Origin of the sequence: Devosia sp. (assembly GCF_036406155.1) — a bacterium.
Classification (GTDB): Bacteria; Pseudomonadota; Alphaproteobacteria; order Rhizobiales; family Devosiaceae; genus Devosia_A.
The window spans coordinates 1-22527 of sequence record NZ_DASWVV010000161.1; the positions used below are offsets into that span (position 1 = coordinate 1).

Annotated in this window: 24 protein-coding genes; 11 read left to right on the plus strand and 13 right to left on the minus strand. The window is 68.9% G+C overall.

Going from position 1 to position 22527, the window contains the following annotated elements; all coding sequences use genetic code 11:
• Positions 1-1039: L-serine ammonia-lyase (locus tag VGD93_RS10255; protein ID WP_395011719.1), on the minus strand; the 1039-nt coding region annotated here is incomplete at its 3' end.
• Positions 1040-1305: 266 nt separating this feature from the next.
• Between VGD93_RS10255 and VGD93_RS10260 the strand changes: the two genes are divergently transcribed.
• Positions 1306-2211: a PRC-barrel domain-containing protein gene (locus VGD93_RS10260; protein WP_395011721.1), complete on the plus strand. Its 906-nt coding sequence runs from the start codon at positions 1306-1308 to the stop codon at positions 2209-2211.
• A 144-nt stretch (positions 2212-2355) separates the two neighbouring features.
• Here the strand turns inward: VGD93_RS10260 and fliJ are convergent, their stop codons facing one another.
• Positions 2356-2769, minus strand: a complete 414-nt coding sequence (gene fliJ, locus VGD93_RS10265) for a flagellar export protein FliJ (RefSeq protein ID WP_395011722.1) — start codon at positions 2767-2769, stop codon at positions 2356-2358.
• A gap of 40 nt (positions 2770-2809) precedes the next feature.
• A complete protein-coding gene (fliI, locus tag VGD93_RS10270) occupies positions 2810-4132 on the minus strand; it encodes a flagellar protein export ATPase FliI (protein ID WP_395011724.1) in 1323 nt (440 codons plus the stop codon).
• Positions 4133-4522: 390 nt separating this feature from the next.
• Between fliI and ctrA the strand changes: the two genes are divergently transcribed.
• On the plus strand, positions 4523-5230 hold the full coding sequence (gene ctrA / locus VGD93_RS10275) for a response regulator transcription factor CtrA (protein WP_395011726.1): 708 nt from the start codon (positions 4523-4525) through the stop codon (positions 5228-5230).
• 244 nt (positions 5231-5474) lie between these two features.
• Here the strand turns inward: ctrA and VGD93_RS10280 are convergent, their stop codons facing one another.
• Positions 5475-5849 (minus strand): response regulator, encoded by a 375-nt coding sequence (locus tag VGD93_RS10280; protein ID WP_395011728.1) that lies wholly within the window; start codon positions 5847-5849, stop codon positions 5475-5477.
• Between the two features lie 172 nt (positions 5850-6021).
• Between VGD93_RS10280 and VGD93_RS10285 the strand changes: the two genes are divergently transcribed.
• Positions 6022-6495: a VOC family protein gene (locus tag VGD93_RS10285; protein WP_395011730.1), complete on the plus strand. Its 474-nt coding sequence runs from the start codon at positions 6022-6024 to the stop codon at positions 6493-6495.
• Between the two features lie 31 nt (positions 6496-6526).
• Here VGD93_RS10285 and VGD93_RS10290 read toward each other — a convergent pair whose 3' ends face one another.
• Entirely contained in the window at positions 6527-6895 is a 369-nt protein-coding gene (locus tag VGD93_RS10290) for a response regulator (protein WP_395011732.1), read from the minus strand.
• 259 nt (positions 6896-7154) lie between these two features.
• Here VGD93_RS10290 and VGD93_RS10295 point away from each other — a divergent pair, with 259 nt between their 5' ends.
• From VGD93_RS10295 to kduD, 6 genes are all read left to right on the plus strand, one after another.
• The gene (locus VGD93_RS10295) at positions 7155-8132 is read left to right on the plus strand and encodes a TRAP transporter substrate-binding protein (RefSeq protein ID WP_395011734.1); all 978 of its coding nucleotides are present in this window, start codon (positions 7155-7157) and stop codon (positions 8130-8132) included.
• 201 nt (positions 8133-8333) lie between these two features.
• Positions 8334-8882, plus strand: a complete 549-nt coding sequence (locus VGD93_RS10300; RefSeq protein ID WP_395011762.1) for a TRAP transporter small permease — start codon at positions 8334-8336, stop codon at positions 8880-8882.
• A 3-nt stretch (positions 8883-8885) separates the two neighbouring features.
• Positions 8886-10172, plus strand: coding sequence for a TRAP transporter large permease (locus VGD93_RS10305; protein WP_395011736.1), 1287 nt, complete (start codon positions 8886-8888; stop codon positions 10170-10172).
• A gap of 1 nt (position 10173) precedes the next feature.
• Positions 10174-10938 carry a FadR/GntR family transcriptional regulator gene (locus VGD93_RS10310; RefSeq protein WP_395011738.1) on the plus strand — a complete coding sequence of 255 codons (765 nt, stop codon included), beginning with the start codon at positions 10174-10176 and terminating at the stop codon, positions 10936-10938.
• Positions 10939-11085: 147 nt separating this feature from the next.
• On the plus strand, positions 11086-11943 hold the full coding sequence (kduI, locus tag VGD93_RS10315; protein WP_395011740.1) for a 5-dehydro-4-deoxy-D-glucuronate isomerase: 858 nt from the start codon (positions 11086-11088) through the stop codon (positions 11941-11943).
• The gene (gene kduD / locus VGD93_RS10320; RefSeq protein WP_395011742.1) at positions 11943-12704 is read left to right on the plus strand and encodes a 2-dehydro-3-deoxy-D-gluconate 5-dehydrogenase KduD; all 762 of its coding nucleotides are present in this window, start codon (positions 11943-11945) and stop codon (positions 12702-12704) included. The genes kduI and kduD overlap by 1 nt, the downstream gene beginning before the upstream one ends.
• A gap of 25 nt (positions 12705-12729) precedes the next feature.
• Here kduD and VGD93_RS10325 read toward each other — a convergent pair whose 3' ends face one another.
• Positions 12730-13254: a hypothetical protein gene (locus VGD93_RS10325; RefSeq protein WP_395011744.1), complete on the minus strand. Its 525-nt coding sequence runs from the start codon at positions 13252-13254 to the stop codon at positions 12730-12732.
• A 282-nt stretch (positions 13255-13536) separates the two neighbouring features.
• Between VGD93_RS10325 and VGD93_RS10330 the strand changes: the two genes are divergently transcribed.
• Positions 13537-14208 (plus strand): ABC transporter ATP-binding protein, encoded by a 672-nt coding sequence (locus VGD93_RS10330; protein ID WP_395011746.1) that lies wholly within the window; start codon positions 13537-13539, stop codon positions 14206-14208.
• Entirely contained in the window at positions 14208-16763 is a 2556-nt protein-coding gene (locus tag VGD93_RS10335; RefSeq protein WP_395011748.1) for an ABC transporter permease, read from the plus strand. Before VGD93_RS10330 ends, VGD93_RS10335 begins: the two co-directional genes overlap by 1 nt.
• Positions 16764-16791: 28 nt before the next feature.
• Here the strand turns inward: VGD93_RS10335 and VGD93_RS10340 are convergent, their stop codons facing one another.
• The 7 genes from VGD93_RS10340 to VGD93_RS10370 all read right to left on the minus strand — a co-directional run.
• On the minus strand, positions 16792-17775 hold the full coding sequence (locus VGD93_RS10340) for a branched-chain amino acid ABC transporter permease (RefSeq protein ID WP_395011750.1): 984 nt from the start codon (positions 17773-17775) through the stop codon (positions 16792-16794).
• On the minus strand, positions 17772-18659 hold the full coding sequence (locus VGD93_RS10345; protein ID WP_395011752.1) for a branched-chain amino acid ABC transporter permease: 888 nt from the start codon (positions 18657-18659) through the stop codon (positions 17772-17774). Before VGD93_RS10345 ends, VGD93_RS10340 begins: the two co-directional genes overlap by 4 nt.
• A 61-nt stretch (positions 18660-18720) precedes the next feature.
• Complete coding sequence (locus VGD93_RS10350; RefSeq protein WP_395011754.1) at positions 18721-19917, minus strand: ABC transporter substrate-binding protein; 1197 nt, start codon at positions 19915-19917, stop codon at positions 18721-18723.
• 48 nt (positions 19918-19965) lie between these two features.
• A complete protein-coding gene (locus tag VGD93_RS10355) occupies positions 19966-20706 on the minus strand; it encodes an ABC transporter ATP-binding protein (protein WP_395011756.1) in 741 nt (246 codons plus the stop codon).
• Complete coding sequence (locus VGD93_RS10360) at positions 20699-21460, minus strand: ABC transporter ATP-binding protein (RefSeq protein WP_395011758.1); 762 nt, start codon at positions 21458-21460, stop codon at positions 20699-20701. Before VGD93_RS10360 ends, VGD93_RS10355 begins: the two co-directional genes overlap by 8 nt.
• Entirely contained in the window at positions 21457-22242 is a 786-nt protein-coding gene (locus tag VGD93_RS10365) for a 3-hydroxybutyrate dehydrogenase (protein ID WP_395011760.1), read from the minus strand. Before VGD93_RS10365 ends, VGD93_RS10360 begins: the two co-directional genes overlap by 4 nt.
• Positions 22243-22391: 149 nt before the next feature.
• On the minus strand, positions 22392-22527 hold a 136-nt coding region (locus VGD93_RS10370), incomplete at its 5' end, for a helix-turn-helix domain-containing protein (protein ID WP_395011764.1).

Sequence of the window (22527 nt, forward strand, 5' to 3'; positions counted from 1 at the left end):
GGCAGCCCACTTCCGCCCCCGAGATGGAGGCGTTGTACTTGATCAGCCCGCCGACCGCGGCGGCGGTCAGCAGCATGTCCGGCACGTGCTCGCGGCTGGCCCCGGGCACGAGGTCGAGATAGTAGCGGATCACCGCCGGGATGACGCCGGCAGCGCCGTTGGTCGGCGCCGTCACCACCTGCCCGCCGGCGGCGTTCTCCTCGTTCACCGCCATGGCGTAGGCCGACAGCCAGTCCACCGCCGAATGCAGCGGCGCCGTATTGGCCCCGTGCCGCGCCTCGAGCTGTTCGCGCATGCCCCGCGCCCGGCGCGGGACATTGAGCCCCCCGGGCAGGATGCCCTCGCCCTCGAGGCCGCGATCGATGCAGCGGTCCATCACCTCCCATACCCGCGCCAACCCCTGCGCAAGGTCGGGGGCGCTGCGCCGTGCCAGCTCGTTGGCGCGCTTCATCTGCGCGATGCTGAGCCCCGATTCCTTGCCCATCTGCAGCATCTGGGCGGCGGTGGAGAACGGAAACGGCACCTCCTCCCCCGCCGGCCGCGCCGCCGCGCCAGCCTGCATCTCGTCCTCGCTCACGACGAAGCCGCCGCCCACCGAATAGTAGGTCTGTTCGAAGACCGTGGCGTCGCCGGCATCCACCAGCCGGAAGGTCATGGCGTTGGGATGCGCCGGCAGGCGCTTGCCGCGCTCGGGCACGACGGTCGCGACGGGATCGAGCGTCAGCACGCGCCCGCGGCCGATGTCGAGCCGGTGGTGCTCGCCCAGTTCGGCCAGCTCGCGGTCGGCGACGCCGCGGTCGTAGTTCTCCGGCGAGAAACCGAGCAGCCCCACCAGCACGGCGCGGAACGTGCCGTGCCCCTCCCCGGTATAGGCCAGCGAGCCGTAGAGATGGCAGCGCACCGCCAGCGGCCCGGACGGGTCGAGCGGCGCGGCGCGGGCGGCATCGATGAAGCGGTTGGCCGCGATCATCGGCCCCATCGTATGCGACGATGACGGGCCGACGCTCACCTTGAAGATATCAAAAACGCTGAGGAACATCTCGCCACTCCCCCCCGGTGGCCGCGTCAATCTGGTGCGCCCCAGGGGGCGGGTCAAGGTGCGCTGGCGCCTCTCGACCGGTTAATCCGACGCCTGGGGGCCAGGCCAGGCAGTTGCCTCGTCTGGCTGCACAGGCGCTGCGTCCCCGGGGGAACGCATGCGCGGCAACAGGCGTTGTCGGGTCATGGTGGCCGTACGGCGCTCCACTGCCCAGCGTCGCGCCGCACGGCCATGTTCATCGCAACGACGAACCCCTGGAGAATACAATGATCCGCACCCTCTTGACCACTACTGCGCTCGCCGCCCTGCTGGCAACTGGCGCCATGGCCCAGGATGCCGCCGCCCCGGCGGCGCAGCCCGCCGCCTCCGGCGACATGCTTGCCCACGGCTACCAGATGGTCGACACCGACGGCCTCGCCAGCCGCCTGCTCGGGTTTCCCGTCTACGCCTCGGCGGCCGCCGAGGCGGAGCGCATCGGCGAGATCAACGATCTCGTGATCAATGAGGCGGGCGACGTCGCTGCCGTCATCATCGGCGTCGGCGGCTTCCTCGGCGTCGGCGAAAAGAACGTCGCCGTCGACTACGCCCAGCTCGAATGGACCACCGCCGCCGACAACACCGAACGCCTCGTGCTCGGCACCACCAAGGAGGCGCTGGCTGCCGCCCCCGCCGTGGAGCTGGTGGACGACAAGGCTGCCGGCCGCACCGCCCAGGCGCCGGCCCCGGTCCAGCCGGGCGCGGATGCCGACATGGATGAGACCCGCACCGGTTCCGTGAACACCCAGCCGGGTGCGGCCGCCACCGCCCCCACGACCTTCGATCGCAGCAGCCTCAACGCGCTCGACGAAGCGACGCTGACGGCCGAGGAACTCATCGGCACCGACGTCTACGGCCCCAATGACGAGCATGTCGGCACCATCGGCGATTTCGTCTTGGCCGCGGACGGCAAGACCATCGACGCCATCATCGTCGATGTCGGCGGCTTCCTCGGCATCGGCGCCAAGGAAGTGGCGATCGGCTTCGAAAATCTCGATTTCGCCGCCGACGCCAACAACAACCGCTATCTGCTGCTCAACGTCACCAAGGCGCAGCTGGAGGAGCAGGCAGCCTTCAACCGCGACACCTACGCCAATGAGCGCGAGACCCAGCGCCTGATGGTGCAGGCGTCGTAACCCCCCACCTGCGAGGAGGACCCGCTCCGGCGGGTCCTTCGTCGTGCCGCCGGCGCCCCTCCACCGGGAACCGCCGGGTTGCCCGTCGGAAGCCGGGAAAATCCAGTTGGAGCGGGCGTTTGGCGCCCGATGCTGCGGGGATCGCTACGAGCGCATGTGCCGCAGCCGGCCAATTTCGTCGTAGGCGGCCTGCTCGGCCTTCGCCTGTTCGACTCCCTCGCGCGTCTGCTCGCGCTGGTCGAGCAGTTCGACCCGCTTCAGTTCCTCGACGGCCTCGGCCAGCTCGTCCTGGGCCGCTTCGAGCTTATCCTTCATGTCCTGCGCCGACGCGAGCAGGTTGTCCCGCCGCGTCATCGCCGCCTTGGCGAAGGTGGAATAGGCGAAGTGGGCGACATCGGAAATGCCCGTCTTCTGCTGCTCGATCTCGATCTGCTGGTCGAGTTCGGCCGCCATCCGCTCGAAATCGGCGATCATCATCTCGATCTGCGCCACCTGGCGGCGCTTCTCGTCGGCCTGGAACTTCTTGAACCGGATCAGGCTCTCGCCGCGCGACTTCATGACTTGTACTCCTTACCCCACCAAGCCCCGACCGAATGCCTCAGTCGCCTGCCATGTCCACGATCGCCGCCAGCATGTTGTAGCCGTCGGCTATCGAGGTGCGCTCCTCCCGCTGCTGACTCAGGAAAGCCTCCAGCGCCGGGTTGATCGCGATCGCGCGGTCCACCTTCGGATCCGATCCCTTCCGGTACGCCCCCAGCCGGATCAGTTCCTCCATGTCGGCAAACACCGACAGCAATTCGCGCGCCTTGCCGAGCGTCGGCCGGACCGCGTGCGGCACGCAACCCGGCATGGTGCGCGAGATGGACCGCAACACATTGACCGCCGGATAACGGCCCCGCTCGGCAATGGCCCGTTCCATCACGATGTGCCCATCGAGGATGCCGCGGACGGCGTCCGCAATGGGCTCGTTGTGATCGTCACCTTCGACCAAAACGGTAAACAGTCCGGTAACGGAACCCGAATTCACCAGCCCCGGGCCGGCCCGCTCGAGCAGCCGCGGCAGTTCCGTGAACACCGTCGGCGGATAGCCCTTGGCGGTGGGCGGCTCGCCGATGGCCAGCCCGATCTCGCGCTGCGCCATGGCAAAGCGGGTGACGCTGTCCATCATGCACAGCACCTTTTGCCCCTGGTCGCGAAAATATTCGCTGAGCGTGAGCGTGAGGTACGCCGCCTGCCGCCGCATCAGCGCCGCTTCGTCGGAGGTGGCGACCACCACCACGGCGTTCGCAATGCCCACCTCGCCCAGATAGTCGGTGACGAATTCCTGGACCTCGCGGCCGCGCTCGCCGATCAGCCCGATCACGGCGACGTCGACCTGGGCGTTGCGCGCCAGCATGCTCATCAGCACCGACTTGCCCACTCCGGACCCGGCGAAGATGCCCATGCGCTGGCCTTCGCAGATGGTGGTGAAGGTGTTGAGCGTGCGCACCCCCATGTCCAGCGGCGCGCCGACGCGGGCGCGGTCGTGCGCCGCGAGCGGGCTGCGGCGCAGCGGGTAGGCCGCCTCGCCCCGCGCCAGCGGGCCTTTGCCGTCGATCGGCTCGCCATTGGCGTCGACCACCCGGCCGAGCCAGGCGCTGGAGGGGTAGACGGCGCCGTCGTGGCGGGTGAAGACGGCGCGGCACCCGAGGCGGACGCCGGTCACGGGGCCGAACGGCAGGCACAGCGCATGCCCATCGCGGAAACCGATGATCTCGGCGGGCAGCGCCCCGCCGCCGGCGGTCTCGATCACCACGCGGCCGCCCACGGTGAGCTCGCGCCTTGGCCCGACGACCTCGATCAGGAGGCCCTGGACCGTACGCACGCGGCCAAAGACCTCGACCTCGTCGATCGCCTCGATCGCTGCACTGAGAGCTTTCAACGGCCGCCGCGCCTCCCGAATCGGGCACCCGCTGCAGGGTAACCGACCGTTAAGCAAAAAGCGTTAACCTTGCCTTCGGAGGCACCCCTGCCCGGACACCGTCCCGGCGCCCAGGCCCTCTGCCCGCACCCGCAATCCGTGAATCTCGAGAGTCGATTGGAAGGCTTTCTTAATCTGTTTTGTTAAGAAAATGATAGGTCTTTTTCCCTTGTTTTTCAATGAGTTAATATATGTGGGCGTTGACATGGATTGCATATTGCGGATCAGAATTAAACTTTGTTAACTAGTTGCGCTTAGGTTTGGGTCGCATCCAGTAGGGTTCGGTTAAGGGTGACGGCACCTCAGGGGTGAGCCATCCGGTCCAGCAGGGACGATATATAGGGGAACGGCATGCGTGTGCTCTTGATCGAGGACGACAGCGCCACGGCGCAAAGCATCGAGCTGATGCTGAAATCGGAAAGCTTCAACGTCTACACCACCGACCTCGGCGAGGAGGGCGTGGATCTTGGCAAGCTCTACGACTACGACATCATCCTGCTCGACCTGAACCTGCCCGACATGAGCGGCTACGAGGTGCTGCGCACCCTGCGCGTCGCCAAGGTGCAGACGCCGATCCTGATCCTGTCCGGCCTTGCCGGCATCGAGGACAAGGTGCGCGGCCTCGGCTTCGGCGCCGACGACTACATGACCAAGCCGTTCCACAAGGACGAACTGGTCGCCCGCATCCACGCCATCGTCCGGCGCTCCAAGGGCCACGCCCAGTCGGTGATCACCACCGGCGACCTCACCGTCAACCTCGACACCAAGACCGTCGAGGTCACGGGCACGCGCGTGCACCTGACCGGCAAGGAATACCAGATGCTGGAGCTGCTCTCGCTGCGGAAGGGCACGACGCTCACCAAGGAGATGTTCCTCAACCATCTCTATGGCGGCATGGACGAGCCCGAGCTCAAGATCATCGACGTCTTCATCTGCAAGCTCCGCAAGAAGCTGTCGGTGGCGACCGGGGGCAAGAACTACATCGAGACCGTGTGGGGCCGCGGCTACGTGCTGCGCGAGCCCGACGACGGCGAGGCCTACGCCGAAAGCGTCGCCTGATCTCTGCGGGCGGCGCTGCCGCCCGCATCGGCCCTGCCGCCGGCCGGCAAACGCGCTCAAGGGCGCGACCGGGTCAAAAAGGTCCGCCCGGATCGTACATGCAAAGCCATCCCCACCGCCGTATTGGGGTCGCAGTTGCCCCGGTCGCCTTGGCGTGGGGCTGCTCCCCGGACACTTCGCCAGGACAAATTCCCACCGGCTCGCGCCCGTCGAGTGCGAGCCGCGCCGGCATCCTCCGGGGCAGTCAGTTGGCCTGAAGCTGCGCCGCCTCGGCGAACTTTGCTTCGAGGATGTCGCGGTCGAACGGCTTCATCATGTAGTCGCTGGCCCCGGCCTTGAGCGCCAGCGCGATCTGGCCGACGTCGTTTTCGGTGACGCAATACACCACGCGCGGCCTCTCCCCGCCGACATAGCCGCGCAGCAGTTTCAGGAACTCGATGCCGTTCATGATCGGCATCTGCCAGTCGAGCAGGATCGCGTCGGGCATCTCCTGGCGGCACTTGTCGAAGGCTTCCTGGCCGTCCTCCGCCTCGTCGACGATGAAATCCATGTCCTCGAGGATGCGGCGCGCGACCTTGCGCACCACGCTCGAGTCATCGACAATCAGGCAGGACTTCATCGAGGCTCCCCCTCACCCAGGGCCCATGACGGCCGCGGCGCCGCCGGCCGTCCGGGCCAGAACAGCTGTCCGCGGCGCGTTGTCCACATCGCCGCCGCAACTCTCGCCACTAATGGTTAGCGAAGCCCTAAGTCGGCACCGGCAGGCGGCACCCAACGGCAGGAGACGACAGATGCACAAGATCACCCCATGCCTGTGGTTCGACGATCGCATCGAGGAGGCGGTCAATTTCTACGTCTCGGTGTTCAGGGACGGCCGCATCCACGATGTCAGCCGCTACGGCGAGGGAGCGCCGCGGCCGGCGGGAACCGTGCTCACCATGCGCTTCGAACTCGCCGGCCAGCCGTTCCAGGCCCTCAACGGCGGCCCGCAGTTCCCCTTCACCGAGGCGGTCTCGTTCTCCATCGACTGCGAGGACCAGGCCGAGGTCGACCACTACTGGGAGCACCTCACCTCCGGCGGCGGCGAGGAGAGCATGTGCGGCTGGCTCAAGGACCGCTACGGGCTCTCCTGGCAGGTCGTCCCGAGGGCCCTGCCGCTGCTCCTCAACGGGTCCGACAAGGCCGGCGCCGCCCGCGCCATGCAGGCGATGCTGCAGATGCGCAAGCTGGTCGTGGCCGAACTCGAGGCGGCCTATGCCGGCTGAGCCGAAGCGCTAGCGGCAGCAATCGCCGTGCCTATTGCGCGGCCGGCCGCGGCAGTGCCCGGTCCAGCGCCGCTTCGAGTTCGGGCAGGTCGAACGGCTTGATGACGACCGGATGGCGCCGGTACGGGGCCGGGATCTCGCTCTCGCCCACGCCGGTCGAAAAGACCACCGGCACGCCGCGGCGCAGCAGCACGTCGGCGAGGTGAAAGCTGTCGCCGTCGGCGATGTGGATGTCGAGCACCGCGGCGTCCAGTTCGGCACTCTCGATCACGGCCATCGCGCCGCCGCTGTCCCGCTCCGAGCCGGCAACGACATAGCCCGCCTCCGCCAGCATGTCCTCCAGCATCATGGAGATCAGCGGTTCGTCCTCGACCAGCAACACGCGGCGTCCGGCGAGCATCGGATGTCCCTCGAAAGCTGAATTTTACCGCTCCCGCCCGGCAGCGACAAGCGAATGTTGGCGCGCCGCGCCGCCAGGTGCCGCCAGCGTTCGCCGAAAGTCATCAGACAACTTTTGAAACTTGTCTGTTGACTTTTACCTGCCGTCGCCTACCAAATCTGCTCGGCAGTCGGAGGAGGCTGCCACGATCGTGCCGCAGGCGCGTCCGCCATGACCGGCGCCCCACACCTGCGCGCGGACATTCATTGGGAGGACTTTCATGTTTCACGCGACCAAACTCGCGGCGGGCGCACTGCTGGCTGCCACGCTGCTGATCGGGCCCGCCGGAGCCCAGACCGTCCTGCGCTCGTCCGACACGCATCCCGACGGCTATCCGACCGTCGAGGCGGTCAAGTATTTCGGCAAGCTGGTCGAGGAACGCACCGGCGGGCGCTACAAGGTCGAGGTCTACCACTCGAGCCAGCTCGGCCAGGAGGCCGATACCGTCGAGCAGGTGCGCGCCGGCGTCATCGACCTCAACCGTACCTCGCTGGGACCGTGGAACGGCCTCATCCCCGAAACCACGGTACCCTCCCTGCCCTACATCTTCCGTTCGGTCGAACACGCCCGCAAGGTGATGAATGGCCCCATCGGCGACGAGATCCTCGCCGCCTTCGAGCCTTACGGCGTCATCGGGCTCGCCTTCTACGACGGCGGCGCCCGCTCCTTCTACAACTCGAAGAAGCCGATCAACTCCGCCGCCGACCTGCAGGGCATGAAGTTCCGCGTCATGCAGTCCGACATCTTCGTCGACATGGTGGCCGCGCTCGGCGCCGCGGCCACGCCGATGCCGTATGGCGAGGTCTATTCGGGCATCGAGACCGGCGTCATCGACGGGGCGGAGAACAACTTTCCTTCCTACGACACCGCCAAGCACTCGGAGGTGGCGAAGTACTACTCGCTCGACGAGCACCTGATCGTGCCCGAAGTTCTGGTCATCTCCAAGATGGTATGGGACACGCTCACCCCAGAGGACCAGGCGATCTTCCGCGCCGCCGCCAAGGAGAGCGTGAGCAAGCAGTACGAGTTGTGGGACGCCCAGGTGGAGAAGTCGCGGGCCCTCGTCGAGGCCTCCGGTTCGACCATCACCACGCCCGACAAGCAGGCCTTCATCGACGCCATGAAGCCGGTCTACGAGAAGCACGTGACCGATCCCAAGCTCAAGGACCTCGTCGCCCGCATCCAGGCCGTGCAATAGGCCCGGCATGGCCGGAGGAGGCTGGTCGCCAGCCTCCTCCAGAACCCGTTCCGTGATGCCGGCGCTGTGCTGCCGCTTCCACCGCATCCATGCCTTCCCCCGCTTGCGGGGAGAGGGCTGGCAGGCGGCAGCGGCCGACACCCGGCCAGTGGAAGGAGTATCGACATGAGCGAACCCATCACGATCGGCGAGGCGGCGCCGATGCCGCGCCCACGCCTGGCCCGGGCGGGCCGCGTGCTCACGGCGCTGAATACCGCCGCCCTCTACGTGGCCGGCTTCTTTCTCGTGCTGATGACCGTAATCGTCTTCTGGCAGGTCTTCACCCGCTACGTGCTGGGCTGGTCCAACAGCTGGACCGAGATCACCGCCGTGCTGCTGATGAGCTGGTTCATCTTCCTCGGCGCCGCCGTCGGCATCCGCGAGAACTACCATCTCGGCTTCGACGTCCTGCTCTATATCCTGCCCAAGGGGAGCAAGAAGGTGCTGCGCACCATCTCCGACGCCGTCGTCATCGCTTTCGCCGCCGGCATGGTGTTTTACGGCGCCCAACTCGTCGGCCTGCAGTGGCGGGCGCGCCTGCCGGCGCTCGGCATCCCGGAGGGTATCCGCTACCTGCCGCTGGTCGGCGGCGGCGTGCTCATCCTGCTGTTCTCGCTCGAGCGCGTCGTCCTGCGGCTTTCCGGCACCGACGTCGACAAGGACATCAACATCGAGGACGTACCCGACCTCGACGCCGTCAAGGAAGCCTGACCGATGACGCTCTGGGTCCTGTTCGGCTCCTTCACCCTGCTGATGCTGATCGGCGTGCCCATCGCCTTCTGCCTCGGCGTCGCCAGCTTCGCCGCCATCCTCACCATCGGCCGGCCGCCGCTGGTCGTGTTCCAGCAGATGAACTCGGGGATGAGCATCTTCACCCTGCTGGCTGTGCCCTTCTTCGTCTATGCCGGCGACCTCATGGTGCGCGGCGGCATCGCCCAGCGCATCGTCGATTTCGCCGGCTCGCTGGTGGGCCACCTGCGCGGCGGGCTGGGCCAGGTCAACATCGCCACCGCCACGCTGTTCGGCGGCATTTCCGGTTCCGCCGTCGCCGAGGCAGCCGCCGTCGGCGGGCTGATGATCCCGCAGATGAGGGCGCGCGGCTACGGCGCCGACTATGCGGTCAACGTCACCTCCATGGCGGCGCTGATCGCCCTGCTGCTGCCGCCCAGCCACAACATGATCATCTATTCGATCTCGGCCGGCGGCAAGATTTCCATCGCCGACCTGTTCACCGCCGGCATCCTGCCCGGCCTGCTGTTTGCCGCCGCGCTGATGCTGACTGCCTATGTCGTCGCCCGCAAGCGCGGCTATCCGGTCGACGCCTTTCCCGGGCTGCGCCGGGTGCTGCACTACGGCGCCGTCGCCATCCCGGGCCTGCTGCTCATCGCCATCATCTTCGGCGGCGTCCGCTCCGGCGTCTTCACCGCCACGGAAAGCTCGTGCATCGCCGTCATCTACGCGCTGCTCGTCACCATCATGGTCTACCGCCAGATGAGCTGGAAGGCGTTCGTGCACTGCACGCTGGGCGCCGTGCGCACCACCTCGATGATCCTCATCATCATCGGCACCGCCGCCTCCTTCTCGTGGCTGATGGCCTATCTGCAGGTGCCGGCGCAGCTGATCGGCATGCTCAATTCCATCTCGCGCGACCCGATCGTCATCCTGCTGCTGCTCAACGTCCTGATGCTGCTGCTCGGCACCTTCATGGACATGGGGCCGATGATCATCATTACGACCCCCATCTTCCTGCCCGTGGTGACGGCCTACGGCATCGACCCCGTGCATTTCGGGGTGATCATGGTGCTCAACCTCGGCATCGGCCTCAACACGCCGCCGGTCGGGGCCGTGCAGTTCGTCGCCTGCGCCGTGGGCAGGATCACCGTCTGGCAGGCGATGCGCTCGATCGGCCCGTTCTACCTCGCCGGCATAGCCGTGCTCGCCTTGGTCACCTATATCCCGGCGATCTCGCTCTGGCTGCCAGAGCTGTTAAAGGGGCACTGACATGACATCCGCTCACCAGGTCCGCGTGGCGCCGCGGCGCAAGCTTTCGGCGCAGATCGCCGAGACCCTGCGTGCGCAATTGCTCGCCGGCGACATCGCGCCCGGCCAGCAGTTGCCCACCGAGAGCAAGCTCACCGAAAGCTTCGGTGTCTCGCGCACGGTGGTCCGCGAGGCGCTGGCGGCGCTCGCCGCCGACGGCCTGGTCGAAGCCCGCCAGGGAGCCGGCGTCTTCGCCGCCAACCATCCCGCCTCGACCGTCGGCTCGTTCGCCGCCGAGATGGGTAGCCGCGTCTCGGCCGCCATCAACGTGCTGGAGGTGCGCCTCGCCATCGAGGTGGAGAGCGCCGCCCTCGCCGCTGCGCGCCGCAACCCCTCGCAGCTGGCCTCGATCCAGGAGGCCTTCTTCGAGTTCGAGCGGCTGCTCCGGCTCGGGCAGTCGACGGGCAGCGCCGATTTCGCCTTCCACCGCGCCATCGCCGCGGCCACCAACAACCCGTATTATGTCGAGATGCTGGACGCGCTGGGCGAGCGCGCCATCCCCTGCGACGTGGCAACGCCGTTCTCCACCGAACTGGCCTTCAATCCCGAATACCAGGCGGTGCTGCAGCGCGAGCACCTCGCCATCCTCGATGCCATCGCGGCGGGCGACGCCGCCGGCGCACGCGACGCCATGCGCCGGCACCTGGGCGCCAGCCTCGAGCGCTACGGCACCCGCCTGCACGAACGCACCGCGCATTACCCCTCCGCGGCAACCGAGGAGGCATGACCGACCGCCGGTCCGGCCTCGCCGCCGGACCATCCTCTGAAACCCCAGCCATCCCTGCCTTCCCCTCCAGGGGAAGGACGCTTCTCCCGGGTCCGACCCCGGGCCCGGCGCGCCGCGCCGCGAGGGGGCGCATCCTGCGAGAGAGCCATGAGCGAAGCAGACAGCCACACCGACTACGAAACCCGCTGGGCCATCGATCCTGCGGCGGCAGCCCTGATGGGCACCGACGAACTGCGGCAGCACTTCCTCATCGAGACCCTGTTCGTTCCCGGCCGCATCGCGCTTACCTACACGCATTACGACCGGCTCGTCGTCGGCGGTGCCACCCCGCTCGGCGAGCCCCTCCGGCTCGCAGCCATCGCGCCCACCGGCACGCCCGGCTTCCTCGACCGGCGCGAGTTGATCGCCGTCAATGTCGGCGGGCCGGGAACGGTCAGCGTCGACGGCGCGCGCTTCGCCGCCGGCCCGCGCGACATGGTCTATGCCGGCATGGGCGCCAGCGAGGTGCTGTTCGCCTCCGACAGCCCCGCCACCCCTGCCAGGTTCTACCTGCTGAGCGCCCCTGCCCACGCCGCCATCCCCGCCCGGCTGATCCGCAGCACCGAGGCAAAGCGCCTCGATCTCGGCAGCCACGAGACCGGCAACCAGCGCTCGATCTTCCAGTTCGTGCATCCCGAGGGGGCGCGCACCTGCCAGCTCGTTGTCGGCATGACCACCTTCGCCCCCGGCTCGATGTGGAACACCATGCCGCCGCACGTCCACGACCGGCGTTCCGAGGCCTATCTGTATTTCGACCTGCCGCCGGCGGCGCGCGTCTTCCACCTGATGGGCGAGCCCGACGAGACCCGCCACCTCGTGGTGGCCAACGAGCAGGCGGTGCTCTCGCCCGGCTGGTCGATCCATGCCGGCGTCGGCACGGCGAGCTACGCCTTCATCTGGGCCATGGCGGGCGACAACGTCGACTACACCGACGTCGACCCGGTCGCCATCGCGGAGCTGCGCTGATGGACCTCGACGCCTTCAGCCTCGCCGGCCGGACCATCCTCGTCACCGGCGCCAATACCGGCATCGGCCAGGGCATCGCCGTCGCCGCCGCCAGGGCCGGAGCGACGGTGCTTGGCGTCGCCCGCTCCCCGCTCGCGGAGACCGCCGACGCGGTCGCCGCGGTGGGCGGGCGGTTCGTCGCCATTGCCTGCGACCTCGCCGCGCCCGGCGCCGCCGTCGCCATGCTGGAGCGCGCCTGGGCCGAGCACGGCCCCATCGACGGGCTCGTCAACAATGCCGGCATCATCCGCCGCGCCGATGCCGCCGAGCACAGCGAAGCCGACTGGGACGCCGTGCTCGATCTCAACCTCAAGACAGTGTTCCTGCTGTCGCAGGCATTCGGCAAGCGCCTGCTCGCCGCCGGGCGCCCCGGCCGCATCGTCAACATCGCTTCGCTGCTAAGCTTCCAGGGCGGCATCCGCGTCGCCGCCTATACCGCCTCCAAGCACGGCGTCGCCGGCCTCACCCGGGTGCTGGCCAACGAGTGGGCGGGGCGCGGCATCAACGTCAACGCCATCGCCCCCGGCTATGTCGAAAGCAACAACACCGAGGCGCTGCGCGCCGATCCGGAGCGCTCGGCCGCCATCCTGGCCCGCATCCCGGCCGGCCGCTGGGGCGCGCCCGCCGACATCGGCGACGCCACCGTCTTCCTGCTGGCGCCGGCCTCGGCCTATGTGCACGGCGCCGTCCTTCCCGTCGACGGCGGCTGGCTGGCGCGCTGAGGGGCGACGAACCGGGCGAAAACGGCTAGCGCGAGAACGGCACCGTCGCCGTCAGCACTTCGCCCGACTGGTTGAACTCGACCTCGAAGTCGACGGTGATGGAATCGCCGATCAGCCGGATGCGCGAGCCGATGCGGACGTCGTTGCCGCCGCGGTCGACCTGGCGCTCGGACAGATCGAAGCTGATCTCGTTGCCGCGCCTGAGCCCGACGGCCTGGCCGGTGAAGCCGGCGTTCGAACTCATCACCGCCTGGTAGCGCCGGCTGGCATCGTTGTAGGCGATGGTGCCGGCGACCGACAGGTTCATGTTGATCAGCGTGCAGCGCCCCGAATAGTTGATCTTCTCGAGATTGCCCTTGGCCACGGTCAGCCGGCAGCGGAATGATTCGGGCGATTCCCCGCCGACCAGCACGCCCGCCCCGCTCCACCTGCCGATATACGAGGTGAGCAGTTCGAGTTCGGCCGGCCCCGCCTGCGCCGGCGCTGCCATCAGTCCGGCCAGCGCGAGCGCCGCGATCGAGGCCACGGCATGCAGGCGCAACTTGGTCATTTCACGGGCTCCCCCCCACTGACGCTTTTCAAACCGGTACGAAATCTGCCAGAGTCGCCGCAACGGATTCCGCTGCATTCTTGGTTTTGCCCACAGGGGCGGGACCGGGGTCCGCCAGGGGCGAGAGGGTACTTAGTGAACGACATGTCTGTTGCCAAGGGATCCAAGGCCCCGGCCACACCCACCACGGCGTCCTCGCACCCGGCAGGACCGCGGGTCGCCCCACCCGGCAACCCGCCTCCGGAACCCCTCTCCGGAAGCCCCATCATAGCCGTTTCCGGCGTGAATTACACCCTGCAGATCGCGTCCCGTCCGCTGCACATCCTGCGCGACGTCGCGCTGCGCGTCGAGCCCGCGGAAGTCGTCGCCATCGTCGGCCCCTCGGGCAGCGGCAAGACCTCGCTGCTGATGCTGCTCGCCGGCCTCGAGCGGCCCACCTCGGGCCAGGTCGTCGTCGCCGGGCAGGACCTGACGCGGCTCAGCGAGGACGAGCTGGCCCTGTTCCGGCGGCAGACGCTGGGCATCGTCTTCCAGAGCTTCCACCTGATCCCCTCGCTGTCGGCCCTCGACAACGTCGCCCTCGCCCTCGAGATCGCCTCGCCGGGCCTGAAGGCGCAGGCGACGCGCGCCGCCGCCGCCGAGGCGCTCGCCGCCGTCGGCCTCGGCGACCGGCTGCACCACCGGCCGTCGGCGCTGTCGGGGGGCGAACAGCAGCGCGTCGGGCTGGCGCGCGCCATGATCGCCAAGCCGCGCCTGCTGCTCGCCGACGAGCCCACCGGCAATCTCGACCAGAAGACCGGCGCCATGGTCATCGAGCTGATGTTCGACCTCGCCCGCCGGCAACGCACCGCCGTCGTCCTCATCACCCACGATCCGGCGCTGGCAGCGCGCGCCGACCGCGTCTTCACCATGACCCTGGGCGAACTGACCGAGGCCGGTCCGGTGCACGCCTGATGCCCGGGTTCTGGGCTGCCGTCCGCATCGGCCTGCTCGACATGCGCGGCGATTTCCGCCGCTTCTTCCTGCTCATCGCCTGCCTCGCCGTCGGCACCGCCCTGATCGCCGGGGTGAGCTCGGTCGGCGCTTCCATCCGCCAGGCGGTGGAGCGCGACGCGGCGCTGCTGATGGGCGGCGACCTCGAGCTGTCGCGGGCCGACCGCGGCGCCACCGCCGCGGAGCTGGCCCTGCTCGCCACCTACGGCGAGGTGGCGAGCGTCATCGACACCAACGTGCGCGCCGAGGCCGACGGGCACGAGGCGTTCGTCGACCTCGTCGCCATCGGCGAGGCCTATCCGCTGCTCGGCCGCATCGCCACCGCCCAGCTCCCTCCCGGCGAGCGCGCCTACGAGTTCCTGTCCTGGCGCGACGGCCGCTTCGGCGCCCTCGTCGACCCGCTGCTGCTCGACCAGCTCGGCGTCGCCCTCGGCGACATCGTCGAGATCGGCGGCACCCCCTTCGAGGCGCGCGGCCTGCTGCACGGGCTGCCCGACGGCCCGGTGCGCGGCTTCCGCCTCGGCCTGCCGGCGGTGATCACCACCCAGGGCCTCGCCGTGCTCGGCGACCGCACCTCGCCGCTGCCCGGGCTCGGCACCTTCTTCCGCTACAAGCTCAAGCTCGCCGGGCTCGATGCCGAGGCCGGCAAGGCGGCGCTCGAGCAGGCGCTGGCCGACCCCAGCTGGACGGTGCGTTCGGCCCGCGACGGGCTCGGCCCGATGGTGCGCTACTACGATTTGTTCATGCGCTTCCTGGTCATCGTCGGGCTGGCGTCGCTGCTCATCGGCGGGGTCAGCGTGTGGACCGGCATCGCCGCCTATGTGAGCGAGCGGTCCGCTGTCATCGCCATCCTGCGCAGCATCGGCGCCAGCCGGGCGCGCATCCTTCTGCACTTCTTCGTCCAGGTCGCGTGCCTCGCCGCCATCGGCGTCGGCCTCGGGCTGGCGGTGGGCGCCGGCACCGCGCTGCTCGCCCTGCCGGTGGTCGGCGAGGCGGTCGGCGTCAACCTGCCGCCGACGCTGCACGCCCAGCCGCTGCTGGTGGCGGCGGGCGTCGGCCTGCTCACTGCCTTCGCCTTTTCCTACCTGCCGCTGCAGCAGGCGCAGGGCATCAGCCCGGTCACCCTGTTCCGCTCCAAGGGCCTCGCCGCCCCGCCCCTCGACTGGCGGGCGCTGTTCGCCTCGTGGCAGGCCGCGCCGCTGGCGCTCGCCGGCGCCGGCATCCTCGGGCTCGCCGTGGTGATGACCGGCGACGCGCTGCTGGTCGCCGCCTTCGCCGCCGTCAGCGTCTTCGCCGTGGTGCTGTTCCGGCTCGCCCTCGCCCTCGCCGGCGGCCTCCTGCACCGCCTGCCGGAGCCCTCGAGCCGCGTGCTGCGCTACGCCCTGCGCGACATTTCCGGCTCCGATTCCAACGCCCCGACCGTCGTCATCTCGGTCGGGCTGGCCCTCGCCATGCTGGTGGTGGTGCTGGTGCTCGAGGTCAATCTGCGTAACGAGTATCTGGGCGCCTCCGTGTTCGATGCGCCGACCCTGGTCGCCTCCGACCTGTTCGACGACGAGGTCGAGGCGCTGGCGGCGATCACCGCCGAAGGCAGCGACATCACGCGCTTCACCGCGACGCCCATGCTGCGCGGCGCGCTGACCGCCGTCCGCGGCACCCCTGCCGCGGCCCTGCAGCCGCGCGGGCCGGAGGCCTCGTTCCTGCTCTCGGGCGAAATCCCCCTCACCTACCGCGCCCTGTTGCCGGCCAGTTCGCGGCTGGTCGCGGGCACGTGGTGGCCGGCCGACTACCAGGGCCCGCCGCTGGTGTCGCTGCATCAGAGCCTGGGGCCCGGCCTCGGCATCGCCATCGGCGACGAACTGACCTTCTCGATCTTCGGCGAGGACATCACGGCGCGTGTCGCCAGCTTCCGCGATTATTCCTGGCAGGGCGGCATCGATTTCCTCGCCACCTTCTCGCCGGGCGTGCTCGAAGCCTTCCCGGCGACGCTGCTCGGCGCCGTCACCGCCGCCCCCGGCCGCGAGGAGGCCGTCGAGCGCCGGCTGGCTGCGGACTTCCCCGACGTGCGCTTCATCGCCATCGGCGAGACGCTCAAGCAGATCACCGCGGCGCTGGGCCAGCTCTCCCTCGCCGCCTCGCTGGTGGGCGGGCTCGCCGTCGGCAACGGCCTGCTCGTCCTCATCGGCAGCCTCGCCACCGGCCGCCGCCAGCGCCAGGCCGACGCCGTCATCACCAAGGTCCTCGGCGCCAGGCGCAGCGAGGTGCTGTCGGTGTCCGTCGTCCACTACGTGCTGCTCGCCGCCTTTGCGGCGCTGCTCGCAACCCCGCTCGGCATCGGCATCGCCTATGTCCTGACGCTGGTCCTGCTCGACGTCGAATTCGCCCTCAACGCCTGGACGCTGGCCGCCGTCGATCTCGGCGCCGTCGCCATCACCGGCCTGCTCGGGGCGACCACGATCCGCAAGGCCCTGCGCCCGCGCCCCGCCCTGCTGCTGCGCCGCCTGAGCACGGAGTGAAGGGGCGCGCGGCCGGGCCGCGCCACCCTCACAGGGGCTTCTTCGTCCAGCGCGCGATGACCCCGAGGATCCCCTCGCGGAACAACAGCACGCCGGCGACGAAGATGGCGCCCTGGATCACCGTCACCCAGGCGCCGAAGCCGGCGAAGTAGTTCTCCACCGTGACGATCACGGCCGCCCCGACGATGGGTCCGAATACGGTGCCCATGCCGCCCAGAAGCGTCATCAGCACCACTTCCCCCGACATGGTCCAGTGCACGTCGGTGAGCGAGGCGAGCTGGAAGACGATGGCCTTGGTGGCGCCGGCGAGCCCGGCCAGCGTCGCCGAGAGCACGAACACGGCGAGCTTGTAGCGGTTCACCTTGTAGCCCAGCGACACCGAGCGGGGCTCGTTGTCGCGAATCGCCTTCAGCACCTGGCCGAAGGGGGAGTGGATGATGCGGTAGATCAGCAGCATGCCGCCGAAGACGATGGCCAGCACGACGAAATACAGGGTGAGGTCGGAGCTGAGGTCGAGCACGCCGAACAGCCGGCCGCGCGGCACCGCCTGGATGCCGTCCTCGCCGCCGGTGAAGGGCACCTGCATGGCGAAGAAATACACCATCTGCGCGAAGGCCAGCGTCACCATGGCGAAGTAGATACCCTGCCGCCTTATGGCGAGCGCGCCGATGCCCAGCCCGAGCACGCCGGCCGCGCCGGTGCCCATGAGGATCGCCAGTTCCGGCGTCAGCCCCCAGACCTTGGCGGCGTGGGCGGCAACGTAGCTGGCCGAACCGAAAAAGGCGGCGTGGCCGAAGGACAACAGCCCGCCGAAGCCGAGCAGCAGGTTGAGCGCCAGCGCGAACAGCGCGAAGCACAACACCTTCATCAGGAACACCGGGTAGAGCACGAACGGCGCCGCCAGCAGCAGCACCAGCAACCCGGCAAAGATCGCCATGTGGTGGCGCGGCGTGCCCACGGACAGGGCCGCCGCTGCGGACCGGTAGGCGGTTTCGGACGGTACGCTCATCATGCCGCCCTGCCGAACAGCCCGGCCGGCTTGATGAGCAGCACGATGGCCATGATCACGAAGATCACCACGGCAGAGCCCTCCGGATAGAACACGCGGGTCAGCCCCTCGATGAGGCCGAGGCCGAAGCCGGTGACGATGGCGCCCATGATCGAGCCCATGCCGCCGATGACCACCACCGCGAAGACCACGATGATCAGGTCGGCGCCCATGTTGGGATTGACCGAGTAGATCGGCGCCGCCAGCACGCCGGCCAGCGCCGCCAGCCCGACGCCGAAGCCGTAGGTCAGCGTCACCATGCGCGGCACGTTGATGCCGAAGGCCCCGACCAGGGTGGGGTTCTCGGTGGCGGCGCGCAGATAGGCGCCGAGCCGGGTCTTCTCGATCGCGAACCAGGTGGCAAGGCACACGGCGAGCGAGGCGACCACCACCCAGCCGCGATAGTTGGGCAGGAACATGAAGCCCAAATTCTGCCCGCCCGCGAGTTCGGCGGGGATGGTGTAGGGCAGCCCCGAAACGCCGAACTGGTTGCGGAACAGGCCCTGGATGACGAGCGCAAGCCCGAACGTCAGCAGCAGGCCGTACAGATGGTCGAGGTGGTAGAGCCGCGAAATCATCAGCCGCTCAATGACCACCCCGGTGATACCGACGATGATCGGCACCAGCAGCAGCGCCCACCAGTAGCTGACGCCGAGGTAGGTCAGCAGCATCCAGGCGACGAAGGCGCCCATCATGTACTGCGCCCCGTGCGCGAAATTGATGATGTTCAACAGTCCGAAGATGACCGCCAGGCCGAGGCTGAGCAGTGCGTAGAAGGAGCCGTTGATCAGGCCGAGCAGCAATTGCCCGAACAGCGCCTGTGGTGGGATGCCCAATAGCTCGAACATGTGCCTCGCCCTTGCCTCGCCGATGGGAGCGCGCCGTGTGGCGCGCTCCCGCTTTCGTCGGTCAGTCGACCAGTTCGCAGCCGCCGTCTTCCATCGGCCGGAAGGCCTCCGCCGCCGGGATGGTCGCGAGCTTCTCGTAGTAGTCCCACGGGCCGCTCGACTGCTCCGGCGCCTTGACCCTGAACAGGTACATGTCGTGGATCTTGCGCCCGTCCTCGCGCACCATGCCCTCGCCGAACAGCGGATCGTCGGTCGGCATGGCCTTCATCGAGGCCATCAGCGCGGCGCTGTCCTTGCCGCCCGTGGCCTCGACCGACTTGAGGTAGTGCAGCACGCCGGCATAGACGCCGGCATGCACCATGGTCGGCATCTTGCCGCCGTTCTGGGCGGCGAAGCGCTCGGACCAGGCCCGGGTCTCGTCGTTGAGATCCCAGTAGAAGCTCTCGGTCAGCACCAGCCCCTGCGCCGTCTGCAGGCCGAGCGCGTGCACGTCGGTGATGAAGATCAGCAACCCGGCCAGCGCCTGGCCGCCCTGGGTGATGCCGAACTCGGCGGCCTGCTTGATGGTGTTGACGGTGTCGCCGCCGGCATTGGCCAGCCCGATCACCTGCGCGCCCGACGATTGCGCCTGCAGCAGGAAGGACGAGAAGTCGGTGCCGGGGAACGGGTGCCGCACGCTGCCGACGACTTCGCCGCCGGCGGCCTTCACCAGGTCGGCAGTGTCCTTCTCCAGGGAATGGCCGAAGGCGTAGTCGGCGGTGATGAAGAACCACTTGGTGTTGCCGGCCGCCACCATGGCGCCGCCCGTACCCTTGGCCAGCGCCCAGGTGTCATAGGTCCAGTGGATGGTGTTGGGCGAGCACTTGGCCCCGGTCAGGTCGGCCGAGCCGGCGCCCGAGTTGATGAAGACCTTGTTCTTTTCGCGCGTGATGTCGCTGACGGCGAAGGCCGCCGAGGAGGTCGGCACGTCGACGATGAGGTCAACGCCCTCCTGGTCGTACCACTGCCGCGCGATGTTGGAGGCGATGTCGGGCTTGTTCTGGTGATCCGCCGAGACGATCTCGACATTGATGCCCTTGGCCGCGGCACCGAAATCCTCGACCGCCATCCGGGCCGCGATCACCGAGCCCTCGCCCGACAGGTCGGCGTAGATGCCGGAGCGGTCGTTGAGCACGCCGATCTTGACGTCGGTGGCCAGCGACGGCGTCGCCAGCAGAATGGCCGCTGCCGTCAGCAGCAGGGTTTGGGTCAGTCGCATTGTTGTCTTCCTCCCAGTCTCCATGGTGCCTGCAAGCAGGCGGTGAAGTCACACCCCGAGATAGGCGTGCAGCTTGTCGATGTTGGCGTCGAGTTCGGCATTGGGGATCTCGTCGACCACCCGGCCCTGCTCGACCACGTAGTGCCGGTCGGCGACCGCCGCCGCGAAGCGGAAGTTCTGCTCGACCAGCACGATGGTGAAACCCTGCCGCTTGAGTTGCTCGATGGTGCGCCCGATCTGCTGCACGATGACCGGGGCGAGGCCCTCGGTGGGTTCGTCCAGCAGCAGGAACTTGGCGCCGGTCCTGAGGATGCGGCCGATGGCCAGCATCTGCTGCTCGCCGCCGGACAGCTTGGTGCCCTGGCTGGCGAGCCGCTCGCGCAGATTGGGGAACATCTCCAGCACCGCCTCGCGGCTGAGCCCACCCGGGCGCACGACGGGCGGCAGCATCAGGTTCTCCTCGACCGTGAGGCTGCCGAAGATGCCGCGCTCGTCCGGGCAATAGGCGATGCCGCCCAGGGCGATGAGCCGCGGCGGCAGGTCGATGAGTTCGCGCCCGTCGAAGCGGATCGAGCCCGTGCGCTTGCCCAGTATCCCCATGATCGCCTTGAGCGTCGTGGTCTTGCCGGCGCCGTTGCGGCCGAGCAGCGTCACCACCTCGCCGGCACGCACGTCGAACGACATGCCGTGCAGCACGTGGCTCTCGTCGTACCAGCCGTGGACGTCGCGGACGGCGAGCAGCGGCGCGGCGGCGGCCTCGGGCGCGATTTGTGCAGCAGCCTCAGCCATGCCCCACCCCGATATAGGCCTCGATGACGCGGGCGTCCTTCGACACCGTGGCATAGTCGCCCTCGGCCAGCACCTGGCCGCGCGCCAGCACGGTGATGCGGTCCGACAGATCGGCGACCACCGACAGATTGTGCTCCACCATCAGGATGGTGCGGTTGGCGGCGATGCGCCGGATCAGCGCCGAGATGCGGGCCACGTCCTCCTGGCCCATGCCGGCCATCGGCTCGTCGAGCAGCAGCATTTCCGGCTCCAGCGCCAGCGTCGTGGCGATCTCGAGCGCGCGCTTGCGCCCATAAGGCAGTTCGCCCGCCGGCGTCTGCGCGAAGGCGGCGAGCCCGACCTCCTCGAGGCGCATAAGCGCGTCCGCGTCATAGCTGTGCAGCGCCCGCTCCGAGCGCCAGAAGTCGAAGCTGTCGCCGCGCCGGCGCTGCAGCGCGATGCGCACGTTTTCGAGCACGCTCAGGCGCGGGAACACCGCCGAGATCTGGAACGAGCGCACCAGCCCGCGGCGCGCGATGTCGGCCGCGGCGAGGCGGGTGATGTCGGCCCCCTTGAACAGGATGGCGCCCGAGGTCGGCGGCAGGAACTTGGTCAACAGGTTGAAGCACGTGGTCTTGCCGGCGCCGTTCGGGCCGATCAGCGCGTGGATGCTGCCGCGCGCCACCTCGAGGTCGACGTCGTGGACGGCGGTGAAGCCGCCGAACTGCTTGGTCAGCTTGCGCGCCGACAGGATGACGTCGCCCCCCGCATTCATTTCGCCGTCCACCCCCCGTCGATGGAAATGGCAGAGCCGGTGATCGAGCGCGCCGCGTCTCCGCACAGATAGGCGGCGAGTTCGGCGATCTCCTCGGGCTGCACGAACTGGCGGGTCGGCTGCGGCGCCAGCATCACCTCGCGCACTACCCGGTCCTCGGAGAGGCCGTGGACCCTCGCCTGGTCGCGCACCTGCTCGGCCACCAGCGGCGTCCACACATAGCCCGGGCAGATGGCGTTGACGGTGACGCCCTTCTCGGCGGCTTCGAGCGCCACCGCCTTGGTCAGCCCGACGACGCCGTGCTTGGTCGCGACATAGGCCGATTTGAAGGGCGAGGCCCTCAGCCCGTGCGCCGAGGCGATGTTGATGATGCGGCCCCAGCCGCGCGCCGCCATCCCCGGCAGCGCCGCCCTTATGGTGTGGAAGGCGGAATCGAGGCTGATGGCGCGGATGCGGTCCCAGTCGGCCGGCGGCAGCTCCTCGACCGGCGCCACCTTCTGCACCCCGGCATTGTTGACGAGCACGTCCAGGCGGCCGAATTCGGCGATCACCGCGCCGACCAGCCCGTGCGCCTGCACCGCATCTGCGAGGTCGGCGCGGAAGTAGCGCACCCGGCCGTTGCCGCGCGCCGCGACGGCGGCGACGATCTCGGCCACGTCCGCGTCCGCCTCGAAGCTGTTCATCGCCACGTCGTAGCCGCCCGCCGCAAAACGCTGCGCGATGCTGAGCCCGATGCCGCTGGTCGAGCCGGTGACGAGGGCCGCCCTGGTTCCGTTCTGCACGTCTGCTCCCTTGCGGGTATCCTCCCGCTCGGCAACAGCGTTACAAGTTCCGTGCCAGCTGCCGCCCCGCCCCGATTCCGCGGCCCTGCCGGCGCCGCCGGGGCAAATCCCGTCCGGCATCCCGGAACCCGTCCGGGCCGCCGGACGCCTCAGTCGGCGATATTGTGGCGCCGCAGCTTCTCGTAGAACTGCGAGCGCGACACCCCGAGCCTTTGCGCCGCGGCTGCCTTCTGGCCGCCGCTTTCCTCGAGCGCCGCCAGCAGCGCCGCGCGCTCGGCCTCGGCC